The organism is Clostridium swellfunianum (genome assembly GCF_023656515.1).
Taxonomy (GTDB): Bacteria; Bacillota; Clostridia; order Clostridiales; family Clostridiaceae; genus Clostridium_AT; species Clostridium_AT swellfunianum.
The window spans coordinates 2,417,207-2,434,425 of sequence record NZ_JAMOFV010000006.1; the positions used below are offsets into that span (position 1 = coordinate 2,417,207).

Genomic DNA, 17,219 nt, shown 5'->3' on the forward strand with positions numbered 1-17,219 from the left:
TAGTGTATTATTATATTATAAAAGCATGAAATACTATGTAATTTATTGAGAAAGTTTAGGAAAAGGGGAATAAACATGTTTGAAAATGAAGAAATTAAGAAAAATGAATTAGAGAATGAAAATAATATAGATGAAGATTCATTTGATTACGAATTACAGGATGATAACGAAGAAGAATATCAAGATGAACAAATAAAACGAGGAATACGTACTGGTATAGAAATCGGAAAAGATATTGGAGCTGAAGTTGGTAAAGGAATAATATTAGGTAAAAGGATTGGTCAAAAAATAGGTAAAGGAATTAAAAGGGGAGCAGGAATAGGAATAGGTGTCGGAAAGGGAATACTTGAGGGAATTGGCAAAGAGATTAAAAATAAGTAGTCTGGTTAAATGTCTATGAAAGCTCAAGACTAATGCATAATTATATAGAATAGGATAATAAGAGGTAAGCTATAAGCTTGCCTCTTATTGTTTAGACTAAAAGGATGGAAAGATAGGTAACTACAGTGGTTATTCTTATGCTATTATTAGATTAATGGCTTTTCGCAAATTTTACAGATAAAAAGCTGTCAGTAATATGAAAGGAAGTGTTATGGTATGGAAAAAAACAAATCTGACTATAATTCAATTGATGAATATATTTCACAATTTCCTCCTGAAATTCAGGGCATTCTCGAAAGCTTAAGAAGGGTAATAAAAGAGGTAGCGCCAGAAGCAAAAGAAAAGATAAGCTGGAAAATGCCTACTTTTGAACTGCATGGGAATTTGGTTCATTTTGCAGCTCATAAAAATCATATAGGATTTTATCCGGGGCCTAGTGGAATTGAGGCATTTAAAAGTTATTTTGAAGGGTATAAAAGCTCAAAAGGGGCTGTGCAGTTTCCTATTAAAGAGCCGATGCCATATGACTTAATAACAAGAATAGTTAAATTTAGAGCAGCTGAGAACATAAAGAAAGCAGAAGATAAATAGAGCGTAACGATGGAACGAGGACGGTTAACAACTACTAGCTTTTTTATCTTATAAATAATTGTTAACTGTCCCCTTTTTAAAACGAGAAGAATTAGATTCCATCTTTAAGACAATAATATTTTTAATTATATTTATATATAAAGATAAAGCAATGCGTAATTTATAGAAACAACTGAGGTGTACAATGGTTTTAGAAAAGAAGTTAGCAGAAAAAAGGTTAACAGAAGCATATAAGAATGCCAAAGTTGAATACTTTGATAACAATTCTAAGTATATATTTTTCAGCGACTGTCATAGGGGCGAGAACACGCCCTCTGATGAATTTGCAAAAAATCAAAATATATTTTTGTTTGCCTTGGAATACTATTATAAAAAAGGCTACACTTATGTGGAAGTTGGAGATGGAGATGAGCTTTGGGAAAACTCTAATTTCAAGCATATAAGACTGGCGCATGACGAGGTATACACTCAAATGAAAAAGTTCTATGATTCAAATAGATTGATTATGCTCTATGGGAATCATAACATATGCTTAAAGTATAAAAGCTTTGTAGAAAACAATTACTATAAATTCTACGATGACTATAATGAGGAAGAAATTGAATTGTTCCCAGGGATTACGCCCTATGAGGCAGTAGTGTTTAAACATAAGGATACAGAGCAGGAAATACTCACTGTGCATGGGCATCAAGGAGACAGGATGAATGATAGTCTGTGGCGTTTTAATATGCTTACAGTAAGATATTTTTGGAGATTTCTTCACTCGGTAGGGTTTATTAACCCAGCAAGCCCCGTAAGAAGTGCTGAAAAGATACATAAGATTGAACGCATTTACAGCAGCTGGATTGAAAAAAACAAGATTATGATAATCTGCGGGCATACTCACAGGCCGCATTTTCCAAAGCGCAAAGAGCTGCCCTACTTCAATGACGGCTCCTGTGTGCGGGCATTTGGAATACAAGGCATCGAAATAGCAGGCGGAGATATATCGCTTATTGAATGGAGAGTGCATCCTAATCCAGCGGGCGATCTTCACATTAAAAGAAAAGTATTAAGAGGCCCGGAGCCAATCGCAAGCTTTGATTTAAGAAAAAATTAATAGAATTAATAGGGACGGTTTACAAGCCGCAGCTGCTTTAAGCAGGCGAGCAATTGTTAACCGTCCTTTTTTATCTTTTAAAAGTTAACTTTTTATGCTGCAGGAGAAAGAGACAGATATATCTAAAAATAAAAGCTTTTCTAATTAAATTCTAATGTTTCATTAAGCTGTGTCTAACCATTGCTGCTTATAATAAAAACATAAGGTTAAGAAAAATAATAAATTTTATTAGAGGAGAGAAATTAGAAATGACAGTAAGAATGGAAAATATCGATGAACTTATTAAAAGAACAAACGTAAGCTACGAGGCAGCAAAGGAAGCCCTTGAAAAATGCAATGACGATTTGTTGGAGGCAATTATTTATCTAGAGAAGAACAATATGGTTAAGCAAAAGGTTACCTTTGATAATAAAGAATCCTTATGGGATAAGTTTAAGAAGCTTGTTAGAAAAGGAAACAATACAAAGTTTATAATTAGCAAGAAGGACATTTCAATATTAAGCATTCCAGTTACCTTGGCAGTTGTTATTACAGTGATTGCTCCTTATGTAACCTTCTTTGGTTTAATAGCTGCTTTTTTTACTGGACACAGAATCAAGTTTGAAGGCAAGGATATGGAGTGCGGCAAGGTAAATGAGATGATGAATAAGGTGGCTGAGAGTGTGGATTCTGCTAAGANTGTCACAATCTCTTGCGACATAGATTATTATATATGATGGACTTTATAATGTCAACACATTTTTAAAAAAGATTTTTATAAGTTTACTACATCCTCTAGTCCAGTCAATTCCATATCCTCAGATTTACTAACTTTAGGAAGTATAATATTAAGAATAAAGGCAAGCATTCCTGCATTTGCAACTCCAGAAGATCCAAATACCATTTTAGCCCATTGAGGAAATACATCAAGAACTCCTGGAACCATGCCCACTCCAAAACCAAGCCCTAAAGCTATGGCTACAATCATGCTGCTTCTATTATCAAGAGTCTCTATAGTAATCATCTTAACTCCTGCAATAACAATCATAGCAAACATAATGATAGCAGCTCCACCCAATACACTAGATGGCATAATAGCAATTATTGAGCCAACCTTTGGGAACAATCCACCTAAAATTAGTATTCCTGCTCCAGTTGCAATACTAAACCTATTAACAACTTTAGTCATAGTTATTATACTAACATTTTGTCCAAAAGCTGAATTAGGAAGCACCCCGAATATAGCTGCAAAAGAACTTCCTACAGCGTCTGCTATAACTCCCCCGCTTAATTCTTTATCTGTTATCTCTCTGTTAAGTCCACCTAAAGCTATGGCAGAAATATTTCCTATAGTCTCCATAGAACTTATTGCAAAGACAATAAGCATTGATATTATAGCATCCGCATGAAATTCCAATCCAAACTCAAAAGGAATAGGCACAGATACCCAACCTGCTGAAGCGACTTGTGAAATATCTAGCTTCCCCATTGGTATAGCTACTATATATCCAACCAATATACCTATTAAGATAGCTGCAGAACTAGCTCCACCCTTTATAAACATACTGAAATATAAAACTACTAAAAGCACAATAAACCCTAATAAAAGATTTGAAGGTGATCCAAAATCTTTAGCTCCTTGTCCACCAGCAAAGTAATTAATACCTACAGGAAGAAGCGACAGCCCTATTGATAAAACAACAGTACCTATAACTACTGGCGAAAAATATTTTCTAAAGGATTTTAAAAATAAGCCAAAGAAAGCAATAACCAAACCACAAACAAAGCAAGCTCCCATAACAGAGGCAAAATTATATTTTGCACCAATAGCTATTGCAGTTGGCACAAAAGTAAAGCTTGTACCCATTACGATTGGAAGCTTTGTTCCTATAGGTCCTATTGGATATAGCTGAAATAAGGTTGCTACTCCAGCAACAAACATGGCAAGCTGAATCATTTTTATTTGAGTTTCCATGGGCAGCTTTAATGCATTGCACACTATTATTACTGGCGCAATATTACCTACGAACATAGCTACAACATGTTGAAACCCAAATATCAGAGAGTCTTTAAACGCTGGTATTCCATTTAACTCGTAAACTCTTTTATCCATTTTTAGTCTCCTATCCTATATATATTTTAATGTTACTATTATCTAAAGAATACTTTTCCATCATAAAATTTATCGATTATAGCTAAGGATTCTAATCTAACCCCTTTATCTTCGATAACCTGTCTTCCCTCTTGAAAGCCTTTTTCTATAATTATTCCTATGCCTACTATTTCAGCTCCAGCCTGTCTTACTATATCTATAAGTCCTAGAGCAGCTCTTCCATTTGCAAGAAAATCATCTATGATAAGCACCTTGTCTCCCTTTTGTATATAGCTTTTGCTTACCTTTATGTTATAGGTTTGTTTTTTAGTATAAGAGTGAACTTCTGATTCATAAGCATCGCCTAAGAAATTTCCTCCTAAGGTTTTCTTAGCAAAAACTACAGGCACAAAGTTAAAATACTGTGATGCCACACAAGCAATTCCAATACCTGATGCTTCTATTGTAAGTATCTTAGTAACTTCTTTATTTTCAAATCTTCTCCTAAACTCTATTCCCATTTCATTAAATAACTTAATATCCATTTGATGATTGACAAAGGAGTCTACTTTTAAAATATCCCCCTTCAACACTTGTCCTTCTTCTAAAATCTTGTCAACTAAAGCCTTCATAAATGTCCTCCTTAATGTGTTTAGAAAATAATTTTCCATAAAAACAAAAAATCCTAGGCAGTACACTCTGCCTAGGAATATATAACTCAAAGCAAATCCTTTAACATTGCAGTCGTAAAGCTATATAAGTGTATTCTAAACACACTTATAGACAATAAAAACTAAAATACGCATTGCTAAAGCATTAAACAAATTATACATTCGTAGTCAGGTAGTTTACGGCCTCCTGGTAGAAACGCTTGATCCATATTTTCAAGCATATACGAAACGAACATTATTCAATTTTGTTTTCAAATCATTCGATTCTGTTTTTTATATAACTATATTATATACTAAATTAAATAAATATCAACCTTTTTGTATTTTAATATAAGTTAACCTCATTACTTCTTACAGTCATAAAAGTATTATAAACTCAATATGTTCTCAATTCTCTTCCTTACTTCTAGTGGCAAGCATCCTTGTAATGCTCTCTCCAATAAAAAAATCTTTTGGACTCCATTGGATAAAAAATACTCCTCTATCATTTTAACCTTTGCTTCTCTTCCAGGAATTAATTGATAAATCACATACCAATCCTCTAGTGAAGTAAAAGGGATCTCTATACCGCTAATTTTTCTAAACTCTAATATAGATTTATAATCAAAAATATATTCATATAATCCACTATCATGGTTAATTACAAATCCAGCCATTACGTCAACATCAATTCCGTTTACTACGTACTCATAAAAGTATCTTGTAGAATAAGCAGAAGTCTTCTCGTAAGTTTTCTTTTCTCCAATCGCCTTAAGCAGCTCATCTGCTTTATCAATATCTTTGATATCTACAAAAATATCTATGTCATTAGGTTTATCTACAAGTCCAAACTGATTCAGTAAAATGGAAGCACCGACTCCCCATAATACATTTGCCTTATTAAGCTTCTCTCCTATATAACTTAAGGTATTAAACATTTCACATATCACCTCATACTGGTCATTTTCTTAACTAATGCAATAATTATACTGCTTTAATATAGTTAGATTAAACCATAATTTATAGTATATCATAAGTTCATATAAATGGTTATATGGTTTTATGGTTAACTGGCTGGACAACTCTTTAACCTATGCTCAAAAAATATTAAAGGAACCATTTTCATGGTTCCCAGTTTATCTTAATAATTTGAACTTTTTCTATATCCACGACCCTTTGAGTCTTGGTGCTTCTTAAGTTCTTGTACCTTTTCTTCGCTTTCCTTTAAAAACTTTGAAAGTCTATCTTCGAAGTTTCCAGAAGCTGATTTAGTTCTATCTTGGCTCCAATCAATCTCCATTGGTCTCATAGATTTCTTTGGAGGTGTAGCCTGTTTTATAGATAGGCTAATTTTACCGTTATCATCCACTGAAATTACCTTAACTTTAACTTTATCTTTTTCCTTAAGATAATCTCTTATATTTTTTACAAATGTATCCGATACCTCAGATATGTGGACTAAACCTGTTTTACCATCCACCTCAACAAAAGCACCAAAATTAGTAATGTTAACTACTGTACCTTCTAGAATACTTCCTGTCTGTAAGGTCATATTAAAAAGACTCCTCCTTAAAAATTATAAATATGATATATTTTAAAATAAAATATCAACAAAGTTATTTGTTTTGAATTACAGGAGTCTCTCCATCCTTAACAAGACCCAATCTTTCTCTAGCCAATCTTTCGTAGTACTCATTAGGGCTATCAGTCATTTTCATAACTTCGTCCTGTAACTTTTGATTTTTATCTTGCTGCTTAGATAACTCCTGCTGCTTAACTTCCATTTCCTTTTTAAGCTTAATCATAGTTATCTGAGTGCTCACAAGAATATAGCCTACATACATAGAAGCGAAAACAATTATAGCTTTTTTTAGAGTAAGTTTCTTATTCTTTCTCATCTGCATGTTCCCCTTCATATACATTAGTCTATATCTTCTCTTATATTTTATGTTGTATTCTAATTTTCTTCAAGGTTTTTCTTTAGGATTTTTTGTTTATTTTTTCTTTTTAAACTATAGAATAATAATTGTAACGGATAAAATGCAAAATTAAAAGTTATTCTAATATACTTAGCAGTGGTTCTTACAATCTTATACTGTGCTTTTATGAAATATTTACTTAAAAGCACCATATATAAAAGTATCCCTGCAGCTATGGCTATGTAAACATACTCTCTCATGTAAGCATGATTTGTCATAAGTAAAAAAATAAATACAATTATGCCAGTTAATATCCAAAATAAGGTATCCTCTATAAAGGTTACAACTATATTAGGATTTTCTAACCCTCTAAAAACTCTGTATAAATCAAATAGTACTCCTGTTATTACTCCTGCAAGCAAACTAAATAAAAGTAGATTGAACTGAGTTGAAATTGATGATAACATAGCTTCTCCCTACTTAAACAACTTCTTAAAGATGCTTTCTTCGTCTTTTTTAATTTCAACACCGGAATAAACACAGGAATTTATTGTTCCAACAATCATAACTTCACCATTTTGAACGTCCAGCTTATTCATTCTTAAGCCTTCCCCCTTAATGGTCATAGAACCAAGGCATGTATTAAGCATTATAACCGTCTCGTTAAAACTTATAACCTCAACTACTCCAGTTAAAGCTAGCCTTTTCCTGTTTTCAAGTACTAAATTGCTCTTTTTTTCTTCTACTTTTATATCCTTTTTTAACTCCATCTCTTACCTCCAGGCATACCAATTATTCCATGCTCTTCTTGTATCTATTTATATGCCTGAAGGTTCCTTTATATTACTCTTCCTCGTCAGTATCTTCTTCACCAACCAAAATCTCATACATAGCTTTTGCATCATCTTTTCTGACATGTTCAGCTATATTTAAAATTCTAGCCTTGAGCGTTTTAGTAGCATACTGAATCTCAATTATGTCGCCTTCTTTAATGTCAGTACTAGGCTTAGCCACCTTGCCATTTATAATAACTCTGCCATTCTCACAAGCTTCCTTGGCAACGGTTCTTCTTTTAATTATTCTTGATACCTTTAGATATTTGTCTAGTCTCATGATTCTTGCCCCCTTTTATAAACTAACTTTTCTTATTTATTTTCTTGATTAGAAAAAATTTTAGAGTATGGTTGAAGTAAGCATGGTATGTAAGCGTAGAAAGCATTGAACGAGCATTTATAAGACTTAACCTATTTTAGCTAAAACTGCGTTAAGAACCGTTTACTGTTCGAGTACAGCGAGTTTAAACGGTTTAGCAGATTTAGCTAAAATAGGTTTTAGTCCTATATGCGCAGCGAAGCCTTCCTAACTTTACATACCATGCGTTGCTGCAACCATACTCTAAGACTCCTATCCTAATAAAAAAAGCCTGAAGCAACTTCAGGCTTTTAGAAAAAGTTATTATTTCTTTTCAACTTTTTCTTTGAATTCTTTACCAGCCTTGAATACAGGAACTACTGATGCTGGTATAGTTATTTCTTCTTTAGTTCTTGGATTTCTTCCAACTCTAGCAGCTCTTTCTCTGGATTCGAAAGTACCAAATCCAACTAGTTGAACTTTTTCTCCATTTGCTAGTGCTTCTTGAACACTATCTATAAATCCTTTTAATGCTGCTTCTGCATCTTTCTTTGTTAAGCTGCTTTTCTCAGCCATGCTTGCGATTAATTCTGATTTGTTCATTTTGTATCCTGGTTTCTAAATTCTAAGATTTTACCTTACCGGGCCAGCAAGACAGGTTTAAATAAACCATAAACCAGGGTTTTCCACCTCCTAAAAATGTAAATTTATTTTCAGCCCATTTTTTCCTTTAGTTTATATATGTAATTAATAAAACTAAACAATGTAAGTACAATAAATATATTCTGCATAAGGATTAGATTTCCTTCTTTTTTGACAAAGTTTTCTTTTGCTTTGCCTCTTCCCAAAGAGTATCCATTTGCTCAAGAGTCATATCCTTAAGATTCATCCCCTTTGAGATTGCAGATTGTTCTATATATTCAAAGCGGTTTATGAATTTGTCTATAGTATAATTTAATGCATTTTCGGGCTCGATGTCAAGGAATCTAGCCACATTTACTGCTGCAAAAATCAAATCTCCCACTTCTTCTAGTATTCTTGCCTTGTTTTTGTCTTTATATACATCTTTTACCTCCTGAAACTCCTCGAAAACCTTATCTAATGCGTCTTCAACTTTGTCCCAGTCAAAACCCACCTTCTTAGCTTTACCTTGAACTTTTTCTGCTCTCATTAACGCAGGAAGGTTCTTACCAATATGTCTTAATTCTTCTGTATAAGTTTCAAAACCCTTTTCTTTCTTCTTTATTTCATCCCAATTTGCAAGAACTTCATTGGAATTTTCAACCTTAACTTCACCAAATATATGCGGATGTCTTTCTATCATCTTGTTGCTTACAGACTTTATAACATCCTTTATGTCAAAGAACCCTTCTTCCTTACCTATCTGAGCATGAAATACAACCTGAAGAAGCACATCTCCCAGCTCCTCCACAAGCATATCATCATCCTTTTCATCTATGGCTTCTAAAGCCTCATAGCATTCCTCAATTAGATATCTCTTAAGAGATTCATGAGTCTGTTCCCTGTCCCAAGGACAGCCATCCTCACATCTTAAAGTATCCATTATTTGAACAAGGTCGGTAAAATCTAAGTTGTTATCCAAACTCTTTGGCACAAATACCGAAGTTAAGTGATCTATATCCTCTTGTCTGTCTAAATCATAAAGAGGAATTTTTCTTATGCTTTCCTCTCCTTTAACTCCAGCAGCACGGATAAAGTAAATTTCTGTATCGTCTTTATAATAATCCGTTAGCGCAAGCTTAACCTCTGAAGCAATAAATTTGTTGTATACCTGGGTTATTATAGTTCCAATTCTTTTATCTAGAACTTGATTTTTTATATCGAAGGCGTCTATAACCTTTAGTCCCTCAACAGGATCAAGCTTAAGACTTTCCATTATAACATCAATAAAGCTTACCGCAGGATAAAGCTGATACTCTACCCCTTGCTCTTCACAAAGCTTAATAAGATTGCCAACGGATTTTTCAGCCACCAACGGATGACCTGGCACTGCATAAACTACATTGCTGTTGTTATCATGCTCTTTCATAAGCTCTTCAGCTATTGATGCATAAACCTCATCAAAACTATCCAAAGTATCATACTTTTCATCGTAGGTTTTAAAATCTATTCCAAGGCTCTTTAAGTATTCCACATTAGGATGCTTATAGGTTCTTAGAAAAACCTTTGCTCCACTTTTCAATACCTCTAGTGTGCCTAATGTTATTGCATCCTTTGCCCCAGGACCAAGTCCAACTATTTTTATCATATGTACATGCTCCTTTACTGTCTTAAAAATCTTCTCTTTATATAGCTGTATTTAAACACTCCAAAAACAAATATGAGTATGCTATATAAAATTCCTCCTGCCGCAACAGAAACCAAGCAGGAAACACCATTACTTACTGTAATATTATAGACATACATGTAAGTAAATACAACAGCTATTATCATTAAAATCGCTGCAAAAGCAGGTTTTATGAGAATATCATAATAGTTTATGCTTATCTTAAGAGTCCTCTTGAGCAATCTAAAGTTTAATACGGAGGCAATCATATAGCCTACTATACTTCCAATAGCAGCTCCATATACATTAATACTTGGCATAGAGACCAAGCTATAAGTTATTATAACCTTTATAAAACATCCTAAACAGAGATTTATAATAGGTGCATATATTCTTCCAATTGCCTGAAGCATTGAAGTACTAGTCTGCAAAGTTATTATAAAAGGTATTGTTAAACAAAGCACTTGAAGTATTTTATAGCCATCTGCATGTCCTGGAAATATTAACCCAAGAATAGGTGCTGCCATAAAGTATAACCCTAGTACACAAGGAAGAGCTATAACCCAGGAGATCCTTATAGCCATATTTACCTTACTTATAACTTCATTTCTTTTACCAAGAATATTTGCATCCGATATAGTGGGCACTATGGATGCGCATAATGCTACAGATAATGTTAATGGCACACTAACAAGCACCATAGCTTTACCTGTAAGCTGGCCAAATAAAGTTGCAGCTTGTACAGAATTAAAGCCTGCTTGTAAAAGTCCGCTCGGTACTATTAGAGAGTCTAATAGCCCCATTATTGAACTCGTGGCTGCTCCTAAGGAAACAGGAATGGCTAAACGCAAAAGCTTTCCTAAAATTCGGCTGTCTCTTTTAACTCTTATCCCATCAAATTCATGTCTAACTCTTAGATATTTATAGATTAAATATGTACCTGCCAAGAAACCTCCTGCCGCTGCTCCAAAGGCTGCTCCCCCTGCTGAGTACTGTATTCCTTTAGGAAGCAATACATATGCAAGTCCAACTCCAATGCAGACTCTCCCTAATTGCTCTATAACCTGCGACACTGCTGTGGGGTACATATTCTGCATACCCTGGAAGAAGCCTCTTATACTGTTCATTATAGATATTATAAGCGGTGCAAAGGATATGGCAACAAGTGCATAATAGGAGTTTTCGTGCCATTTAAAGAGCTCTAAAAGCTGTCTTGAGAAGACAATCAGAAAAGCAGAAAAGCCTCCACCTAGAATCAGCATCAAAAACAACGCATTTTTTAAAACTTGAACAGCACCAGACTTATCTCCAATTGCATTTTTCTCAGACACCATCTTAGACACTGCAATTGGTATTCCTGAAGCTACGGCAATGAAAAAAGTGTATAAAGGATATGACATTTGATAATAGCCTATACCTTCATCTCCAATGAGCATGATAAGAGGCCACCTGAAAAGTATACCCATAGATTTTGCTAAAATTCCCGCAATACCTAGTATTAAAGTTCCTTTAAGTAGGGATTGTTTTCTCATAAATAAGTCCTTTCCAAAATTGTTCTGTTTATTAATATTTAAATTTAAGAAATTTTATTACTTTTTGAGAAAACAATGTATAATTTGTTTAATGTTTGTCAAGAATTCAAGCTGAGGCAAAAAAGAACAATGGCAGACATGCTGCCATTAAACATGCTGCCAACTATTGTTCCATTTGCTTTCCTAAAAAGGCTGATGCAGTTTCGGCTAGTTTCATCTCTAGATCTCCAAGCTTTTCTCCTGGCTGCTTTGCTAGTATGATAACTGCCCCAATTGCATCGCCTTCTGCTATTATTGGGGATACTATTTGTGATGAATATTTTCCTTCTGCATCTTCATCATCATATAGAGGTATAACCTTTCCTCCACCTTCTCCTAGTAATATAGTTTTTCTGTCCTCCATAGCTTTTTCAAGCTCATTGCTTATCTTCTTTTCTACGAAATCCTTCTTTGGTGCTCCACTAGCTGAAATCACCGCATCTTTATCCGCTATAAGAACTATATGTCCTATGGACTGTTGAAGTGATTCTGCATATTCCTTTGAAAAGTCTGTTAACTCGCCTATCGGAGAGTATTTCTTTAGTATTACTCCACCTTCTCTATCAGTAAATATTTCAAGTGGATCTCCTTCTCTAATTCTAAGAGTTCTTCTTATTTCCTTCGGAATAACAACTCTTCCTAAATCGTCTATTCTTCTAACTATTCCAGTAGCTTTCATAGATATGTACCCTCCTTATTATATTATAAAAATTAACTTGGAAAATCTAATTGTGTTATTATTATCTTTCCAATTAAGAAAATTTATACACAACTAGTTACTATTAATTTCTTTAATGGGAAAAAATAAAGGCAGTGACCAAGTCACCGCCTAAAATATTATAAATTTAAATTTTTATCGTATTTTTTAATTTTTGCATCAGTTTTCCACTGTTCCACTGTTTCATTCATTTTCGCTTGCTTAGCTTGATCAAGAAGCTGCTTTTTGATATCTTCCTTAACATCATCAAACTTCTTAACAGGATAATCAGTCTTGCTGATGCTCTTAATTATATGCCATCCATGTTGTGTCTGTATTGGAGCTGATACTTCTCCTGTCTTTAAAGCTAAAGCAGCTGCCATAAAGGTTGGATCGAAGCCAGAATTAACAACTGGCACTTCATATTCTCCAGCATTATCCTTTGAACCTGTATCTGTAGAAAGCTCTTTTGCAAGCTTTCCAAAGTCTTCTTTATTATCTACTCTTTCCTTTACCTTCTTAGCTTCATCTTCAGTTGCAACTAAGATATGAGCAAGCTTAATTGTGTTTGGCTTTTCAGTAAAGCTAGATTGGTTGGAATTATAGAATTCCTGAGCCTTTGCATCATCTACAGTAACATCCTTTGTAGTATCTTCATAAAGCTTATTGGACATAACTATATTCTTTACAGTAGCTTTAAACTCAGCATCATTATACCCATCTTTATAACCCATTGATTTTATCTGATCTTCAGTATAAGCCTTTTTAAGCTCTTCTATTTTGTCAGTTATCTCTTTATCCTCAACAGTTATCTTCTTTTCGTCAGCTTTTTTTGTTATTATTTTTTCAAGAATCATATTATCTAGGAACTCCTGCTGAGCTTGAGCATAAGCTTCCTTTCCTTGAGTATCATTCTTGAAATTTTCTCCATATTGAGCCTTTAACTGTTCTAACGCTGGAGCCATCTTTTCATCAAGCTCCCCTTTTGTAATAGTTGTATTATTAAATTTAGCAACAGGACTTTTCTTAACTCCTGCCTCTGTTTTAGTTATCATATTGCAGCCTGTAGCTCCCACAACTAACACACTAACAAGTGCCGCCGCTACTATTTTTCTAATGTTTTTCACTCTAATTCCCCCGCTCTTTCTAATTTAATCCTTCTTTAATTTAGTTCTCTTCCTAATTTACCATAGAATTATGGTATATATGTGTCAAAATTATTTCCTAATTGTAAACGAATATATTTTTATATACGATACGCATAATTTATTTTATCACAATATTACTTTATTGCAACACTTACTTTCATATTTTCCATTATCTCCCTAACCTTAGGTATAAGTTCTTCTCTCTTTAAATCCATAAGCCTATAAACTAGAGTAGGTTTTTTGTCTTCTTTAAAAGAAATATTTTTACTGTACTTTCCTAGAAGCCCATTCACAAGCTCAGGCTTAATCCAATCCTTGCTTTCAAACCGGAACCAAAGCTCTTCTCTTCTTTCCTTTATTTCCTCAATGCCAAGCGTTTTCGCTATACTTCTTATATAAGCAATATTCATTAAATTTTCAACAGATGGCGGAATATCCGAAAATCTATCTATAAGCTCGTCTTGTACTTCCATCATATCCTCAAGAGAGCTAATAGCTGCAATCTTTTTATAAACTTCAATTTTTTGCATTTCATCACTTATATAATCTCCAGGTATAAATGCATCAACCTTAAGTTCTACGGTAGTTTCTATAGGTTCCTTCTCAATCTCGCCCTTTATAAGCTTAACCATGTCCTCAAGCATTCTGCAATACAAATCGTATCCTATGGCAGCCATATGCCCATGCTGAGAAGAGCCCATCATGTTTCCCGCTCCTCTTATCTCAAGGTCTTTCATAGCAATCTTAAACCCTGAGCCAAGCTCTGTAAACTCTTTAATAGCCCTAAGTCTCTTTTCGGCAACCTCTGTTAATATCTTATCTTTTTTGTAGGTAAGATAAGCATAAGCTATTCTGTTAGAACGTCCGACTCTCCCTCTTAGCTGATAAAGCTGCGAAAGCCCCATCTTGTCTGCATCATTTATTATTATAGTATTTACATTTGGAATATCCATACCTGTTTCAATTATGGTTGTTGCTACTAGTATATCGTACTCGTTTTTTACAAAGCCAAGAATTACATCTTCAAGCTCCTTTTCATTCATTTGTCCATGTCCAACTGCAATTCTAGCTTCTGGCACTAGCTTTTGAAGGTAGCTCGCCATGTCTCTTATAGTTTCAACCCGGTTATAGACAAAATACACCTGTCCACCTCTGTTTATCTCTCTCATGATAGCATCTCTAATAAGCTGTTCATTAAACTCTACCACATAGGTTTGAATAGGATATCTTTCCTCCGGAGGAGTTTCTATAACACTTATATCTCTAACCCCCACCAAAGACATGTGAAGAGTCCTCGGAATAGGTGTGGCAGACAAGGTTAAGCTATCAATATTCTTTTTAAGTTCCTTAAGCTTCTCCTTGTGTGTAACTCCAAAACGCTGCTCTTCATCAATAATTAAAAGTCCTAAATCCTTAAACTGTATATCTTTTTGGAGAAGTCTATGAGTTCCAATAAGGATATCAACGTTACCTTCTTTAACAGACTTTAAAGTACTTTTCTGCTGAGTAGGCGTCCTAAAGCGGCTTACCATATCTACTCTAACTGGAAAGTCTGAAAATCTCTGCACAAAATTATTGTAGTGCTGTTCAGCAAGTATTGTTGTAGGAACTAAAAAAGCTACTTGCTTACCGTCCATAACAGCTTTAAAGGCAGCACGAATTGCCACTTCTGTTTTTCCATAGCCTACGTCTCCGCAAAGGAGCCTATCCATAGGCTTATCAGACTCCATATCCTTCTTGATTTCTTCAATAGCATTTAACTGGTCTGGAGTTTCATCGTAAGGAAATTCCTCTTCAAATTGCTTTTGCCACACAGTGTCCTTATGAAAACTGTGGCCTTTTAAGGTTGAACGCATAGCATACAGTTTAACCAAATCCTCAGCAATTTCTTCGATAGATCTTTTAACCTTGCTCTTAGCCTTGGCCCATTCTGTACCTCCAAGCTTATTAACCTTTGGAGTTTTGCCTTCCTGTCCTATATATTTTTGAACAAGGTCAAGCTGGTCAACAGGTACATAAAGCATGTCTCCATTGTCGTAGGTAAGCTGTAAGTAATCTTTTTTATGACCTTCCAGTTCTAGCTGCTTTATACCTCTGTAAACACCTATACCATGATTAGTGTGAACAACATAATCTCCAAGCTTAAGTTCTGTAAAGCTCTTTATCTTGCTTACACCCTTCTTAGGCTTGGAGGTCTTCTTTCTTTTTGCTTCACCGAAAACTTCCTTATCAGATATAACACATATTTTAAGATCTGGATATTCAAAACCCCTCAGCTGATTGCCAAAGGTTATGACTACCTGACCTAATTCAAGTTCATTTACAACGTCACTATAAGAGCTTTCAATGCCTCTATCCCTAAGAGTTGAAACAAGCCTTTCACCTCTGGGCCTTGTACCTGATAATATTATTGTTCTAAACCCTCTAGCTTTCTTATCTTTTATATCTTCAATAAGAAGGTCTAATTGTCCATGATAGTTATGGAGAGTTATTTGAGTAAAGCTAACTACAGCTCTTGGAGCCAATATTTTTGCCGACTTTGGTATAGCGTTCATAGTAAGCACATTGCTGTAGGTAAGCTTTTCTAAGAGTTCTTCTTTTGATATAAGGAGATTACCTTGTCCAGGAAGAACATTTCCAAGCTGAAGAAAATTCTTATAGTTTTCTTCAAACTCAAAATATACACTTTCAAGCTTTCCTTGACACCTTTGAACATCATCAACAATTACAAAGCCTTCTTTTATATATTCTAAAAAGCTTGAAGTATTGTTGTAAAAGTATGGTAGAAAGCTTTCTATGGTTTCGAAACTCCAGCTCTCCTTTAAAGTCTCCAGATTTCTCTTTGTAGCTGAATTTATCTTTTCCATAGCATCTTTATTCTTCTTAGCTTTTAAGGATGCTGTAACAGTCTTTAAATCCTCTTCTATGGAACTTACGGCCTTAGCTATACTCTCTCTGCTTAGTATCATTTCCTTAGCAGGGAAAATCTCAATGCTTTTAACCTTCTCAATACTTCTTTGAGATTCGGTATTAAAGGTTCTTATAGAGTCAACTTCATCTCCAAAAAGCTCAATTCTATAGGGCAGCGTTCCAAAGGGTGGAAATATATCCATTATTCCTCCTCTTATAGAAAACTGTCCTTTAGCATCAACCATATCTACTCTTTCATAGCCGCATTGAACAAGCTTTTCATTGAGCTCTTCAAGATTTATTGTATCTCCAAGCTTGTAACTAAAGGTAAACTCCTTGTAAAGCTCAAAGGGAATATATTTTTGAGCAACAGACTCAATAGAAGCAACAATAATCTTCTTACTCTTTCTAGTCATTTCTCTTATTACCTTAAGTCTCTCCCACCTAAGGTCGCCTGAGATTGCATCTATGTTGTAAAATACAACCTCCTTTGTAGGAAAATAAAACACATTTGGAAGGTATAAATTTAAATCCTCATATATGTTTTTAGCTTCTACATCGCTGTGGCTTAAAATTAAAAATGGCTTATCCAGTTCATCATAAACACCATTTATAAGATAACTTCGGGCAGACTCAGAAAGCCCAAATACACCAATTGGATATCTGCGCTTTTCTATAGCATTTATTATTTCTTTAAATTCATTACTTTCCTTTAAAGGCTGCATTACGCCCTTTAATCTCATCTTAACACCTCTAGTTATAAG

Annotated in this window: 18 protein-coding genes and 1 riboswitch; of the genes, 4 read left to right on the forward strand and 14 right to left on the reverse strand. The window is 34.3% G+C overall.

Going from position 1 to position 17,219, the window contains the following annotated elements:
* The first annotated feature begins 75 nt into the window (after positions 1 to 75).
* The 4 genes from NBE98_RS11455 (at position 76) to NBE98_RS11470 (ending at position 2,787) form a co-directional block, all read left to right on the forward strand.
* A complete protein-coding gene (locus NBE98_RS11455; protein WP_250815120.1) occupies positions 76 to 381 on the forward strand; it encodes a hypothetical protein in 306 nt (101 codons plus the stop codon).
* A 216-nt stretch (positions 382 to 597) separates the two neighbouring features.
* Positions 598 to 972, forward strand: coding sequence for an iron chaperone (locus tag NBE98_RS11460; RefSeq protein ID WP_250815121.1), 375 nt, complete (start codon positions 598 to 600; stop codon positions 970 to 972).
* Positions 973 to 1,156: 184 nt separating this feature from the next.
* Complete coding sequence (locus NBE98_RS11465; protein WP_250815122.1) at positions 1,157 to 2,071, forward strand: metallophosphoesterase; 915 nt, start codon at positions 1,157 to 1,159, stop codon at positions 2,069 to 2,071.
* A 380-nt stretch (positions 2,072 to 2,451) separates the two neighbouring features.
* Positions 2,452 to 2,787, forward strand: a complete 336-nt coding sequence (locus NBE98_RS11470) for a DUF4342 domain-containing protein (protein ID WP_432432682.1) — start codon at positions 2,452 to 2,454, stop codon at positions 2,785 to 2,787.
* A 38-nt stretch (positions 2,788 to 2,825) separates the two neighbouring features.
* Here NBE98_RS11470 and NBE98_RS11475 read toward each other — a convergent pair whose 3' ends face one another.
* From NBE98_RS11475 to mfd, 14 genes are all read right to left on the reverse strand, one after another.
* A complete protein-coding gene (locus NBE98_RS11475) occupies positions 2,826 to 4,163 on the reverse strand; it encodes a uracil-xanthine permease family protein (RefSeq protein ID WP_250815124.1) in 1,338 nt (445 codons plus the stop codon).
* Positions 4,164 to 4,201: 38 nt separating this feature from the next.
* Positions 4,202 to 4,774, reverse strand: coding sequence for a xanthine phosphoribosyltransferase (locus NBE98_RS11480; protein WP_250815125.1), 573 nt, complete (start codon positions 4,772 to 4,774; stop codon positions 4,202 to 4,204).
* A gap of 184 nt (positions 4,775 to 4,958) precedes the next feature.
* Positions 4,959 to 5,060, reverse strand: a riboswitch (purine riboswitch).
* A 121-nt stretch (positions 5,061 to 5,181) separates the two neighbouring features.
* A complete protein-coding gene (locus tag NBE98_RS11485; protein WP_250815126.1) occupies positions 5,182 to 5,730 on the reverse strand; it encodes a nucleotidyltransferase family protein in 549 nt (182 codons plus the stop codon).
* Positions 5,731 to 5,933: 203 nt separating this feature from the next.
* Positions 5,934 to 6,344: a S1 domain-containing RNA-binding protein gene (locus NBE98_RS11490; RefSeq protein WP_250815127.1), complete on the reverse strand. Its 411-nt coding sequence runs from the start codon at positions 6,342 to 6,344 to the stop codon at positions 5,934 to 5,936.
* Between the two features lie 64 nt (positions 6,345 to 6,408).
* Positions 6,409 to 6,690 (reverse strand): FtsB family cell division protein, encoded by a 282-nt coding sequence (locus NBE98_RS11495; protein WP_250815128.1) that lies wholly within the window; start codon positions 6,688 to 6,690, stop codon positions 6,409 to 6,411.
* Between the two features lie 59 nt (positions 6,691 to 6,749).
* Positions 6,750 to 7,178, reverse strand: coding sequence for a spore cortex biosynthesis protein YabQ (gene yabQ / locus NBE98_RS11500; RefSeq protein WP_250815129.1), 429 nt, complete (start codon positions 7,176 to 7,178; stop codon positions 6,750 to 6,752).
* 9 nt (positions 7,179 to 7,187) lie between these two features.
* On the reverse strand, positions 7,188 to 7,481 hold the full coding sequence (gene yabP, locus NBE98_RS11505) for a sporulation protein YabP (protein ID WP_250815130.1): 294 nt from the start codon (positions 7,479 to 7,481) through the stop codon (positions 7,188 to 7,190).
* Positions 7,482 to 7,554: 73 nt separating this feature from the next.
* The gene (locus NBE98_RS11510) at positions 7,555 to 7,824 is read right to left on the reverse strand and encodes an RNA-binding S4 domain-containing protein (RefSeq protein ID WP_250815131.1); all 270 of its coding nucleotides are present in this window, start codon (positions 7,822 to 7,824) and stop codon (positions 7,555 to 7,557) included.
* Positions 7,825 to 8,166: 342 nt separating this feature from the next.
* A complete protein-coding gene (locus NBE98_RS11515) occupies positions 8,167 to 8,445 on the reverse strand; it encodes an HU family DNA-binding protein (protein WP_250815132.1) in 279 nt (92 codons plus the stop codon).
* A 193-nt stretch (positions 8,446 to 8,638) separates the two neighbouring features.
* Positions 8,639 to 10,111, reverse strand: coding sequence for a bifunctional methyltransferase/pyrophosphohydrolase YabN (gene yabN, locus NBE98_RS11520; RefSeq protein WP_250815133.1), 1,473 nt, complete (start codon positions 10,109 to 10,111; stop codon positions 8,639 to 8,641).
* A gap of 14 nt (positions 10,112 to 10,125) precedes the next feature.
* Entirely contained in the window at positions 10,126 to 11,661 is a 1,536-nt protein-coding gene (locus NBE98_RS11525; RefSeq protein WP_250815134.1) for a putative polysaccharide biosynthesis protein, read from the reverse strand.
* 163 nt (positions 11,662 to 11,824) lie between these two features.
* Positions 11,825 to 12,379, reverse strand: coding sequence for a stage V sporulation protein T (gene spoVT / locus NBE98_RS11530; RefSeq protein ID WP_284703631.1), 555 nt, complete (start codon positions 12,377 to 12,379; stop codon positions 11,825 to 11,827).
* A 158-nt stretch (positions 12,380 to 12,537) separates the two neighbouring features.
* Entirely contained in the window at positions 12,538 to 13,524 is a 987-nt protein-coding gene (locus NBE98_RS11535; protein ID WP_250815135.1) for a peptidylprolyl isomerase, read from the reverse strand.
* Positions 13,525 to 13,679: 155 nt separating this feature from the next.
* Positions 13,680 to 17,198, reverse strand: coding sequence for a transcription-repair coupling factor (gene mfd / locus NBE98_RS11540; RefSeq protein WP_250815136.1), 3,519 nt, complete (start codon positions 17,196 to 17,198; stop codon positions 13,680 to 13,682).
* Between the last annotated feature and the right edge of the window lie 21 nt (positions 17,199 to 17,219).

What these genes read in the sequence shown, in the direction of transcription:
- NBE98_RS11455 (WP_250815120.1), top strand. Translation starts at nt 76, where the DNA reads ATGTTTGAAAATGAAGAAATTAAGAAAAATGAATTAGAGAATGAAAAT.
- NBE98_RS11460 (WP_250815121.1), top strand. Translation starts at nt 598, where the DNA reads ATGGAAAAAAACAAATCTGACTATAATTCAATTGATGAATATATTTCA.
- NBE98_RS11465 (WP_250815122.1), top strand. Translation starts at nt 1,157, where the DNA reads ATGGTTTTAGAAAAGAAGTTAGCAGAAAAAAGGTTAACAGAAGCATAT.
- NBE98_RS11475 (WP_250815124.1), bottom strand. Translation starts at nt 4,163, where the DNA reads ATGGATAAAAGAGTTTACGAGTTAAATGGAATACCAGCGTTTAAAGAC.
- NBE98_RS11480 (WP_250815125.1), bottom strand. Translation starts at nt 4,774, where the DNA reads ATGAAGGCTTTAGTTGACAAGATTTTAGAAGAAGGACAAGTGTTGAAG.
- NBE98_RS11485 (WP_250815126.1), bottom strand. Translation starts at nt 5,730, where the DNA reads ATGTTTAATACCTTAAGTTATATAGGAGAGAAGCTTAATAAGGCAAAT.
- NBE98_RS11490 (WP_250815127.1), bottom strand. Translation starts at nt 6,344, where the DNA reads ATGACCTTACAGACAGGAAGTATTCTAGAAGGTACAGTAGTTAACATT.
- NBE98_RS11495 (WP_250815128.1), bottom strand. Translation starts at nt 6,690, where the DNA reads ATGAGAAAGAATAAGAAACTTACTCTAAAAAAAGCTATAATTGTTTTC.
- yabQ (WP_250815129.1), bottom strand. Translation starts at nt 7,178, where the DNA reads ATGTTATCATCAATTTCAACTCAGTTCAATCTACTTTTATTTAGTTTG.
- yabP (WP_250815130.1), bottom strand. Translation starts at nt 7,481, where the DNA reads ATGGAGTTAAAAAAGGATATAAAAGTAGAAGAAAAAAAGAGCAATTTA.
- NBE98_RS11510 (WP_250815131.1), bottom strand. Translation starts at nt 7,824, where the DNA reads ATGAGACTAGACAAATATCTAAAGGTATCAAGAATAATTAAAAGAAGA.
- NBE98_RS11515 (WP_250815132.1), bottom strand. Translation starts at nt 8,445, where the DNA reads ATGAACAAATCAGAATTAATCGCAAGCATGGCTGAGAAAAGCAGCTTA.
- yabN (WP_250815133.1), bottom strand. Translation starts at nt 10,111, where the DNA reads ATGATAAAAATAGTTGGACTTGGTCCTGGGGCAAAGGATGCAATAACA.
- NBE98_RS11525 (WP_250815134.1), bottom strand. Translation starts at nt 11,661, where the DNA reads ATGAGAAAACAATCCCTACTTAAAGGAACTTTAATACTAGGTATTGCG.
- spoVT (WP_284703631.1), bottom strand. Translation starts at nt 12,379, where the DNA reads ATGAAAGCTACTGGAATAGTTAGAAGAATAGACGATTTAGGAAGAGTT.
- mfd (WP_250815136.1), bottom strand. Translation starts at nt 17,198, where the DNA reads ATGAGATTAAAGGGCGTAATGCAGCCTTTAAAGGAAAGTAATGAATTT.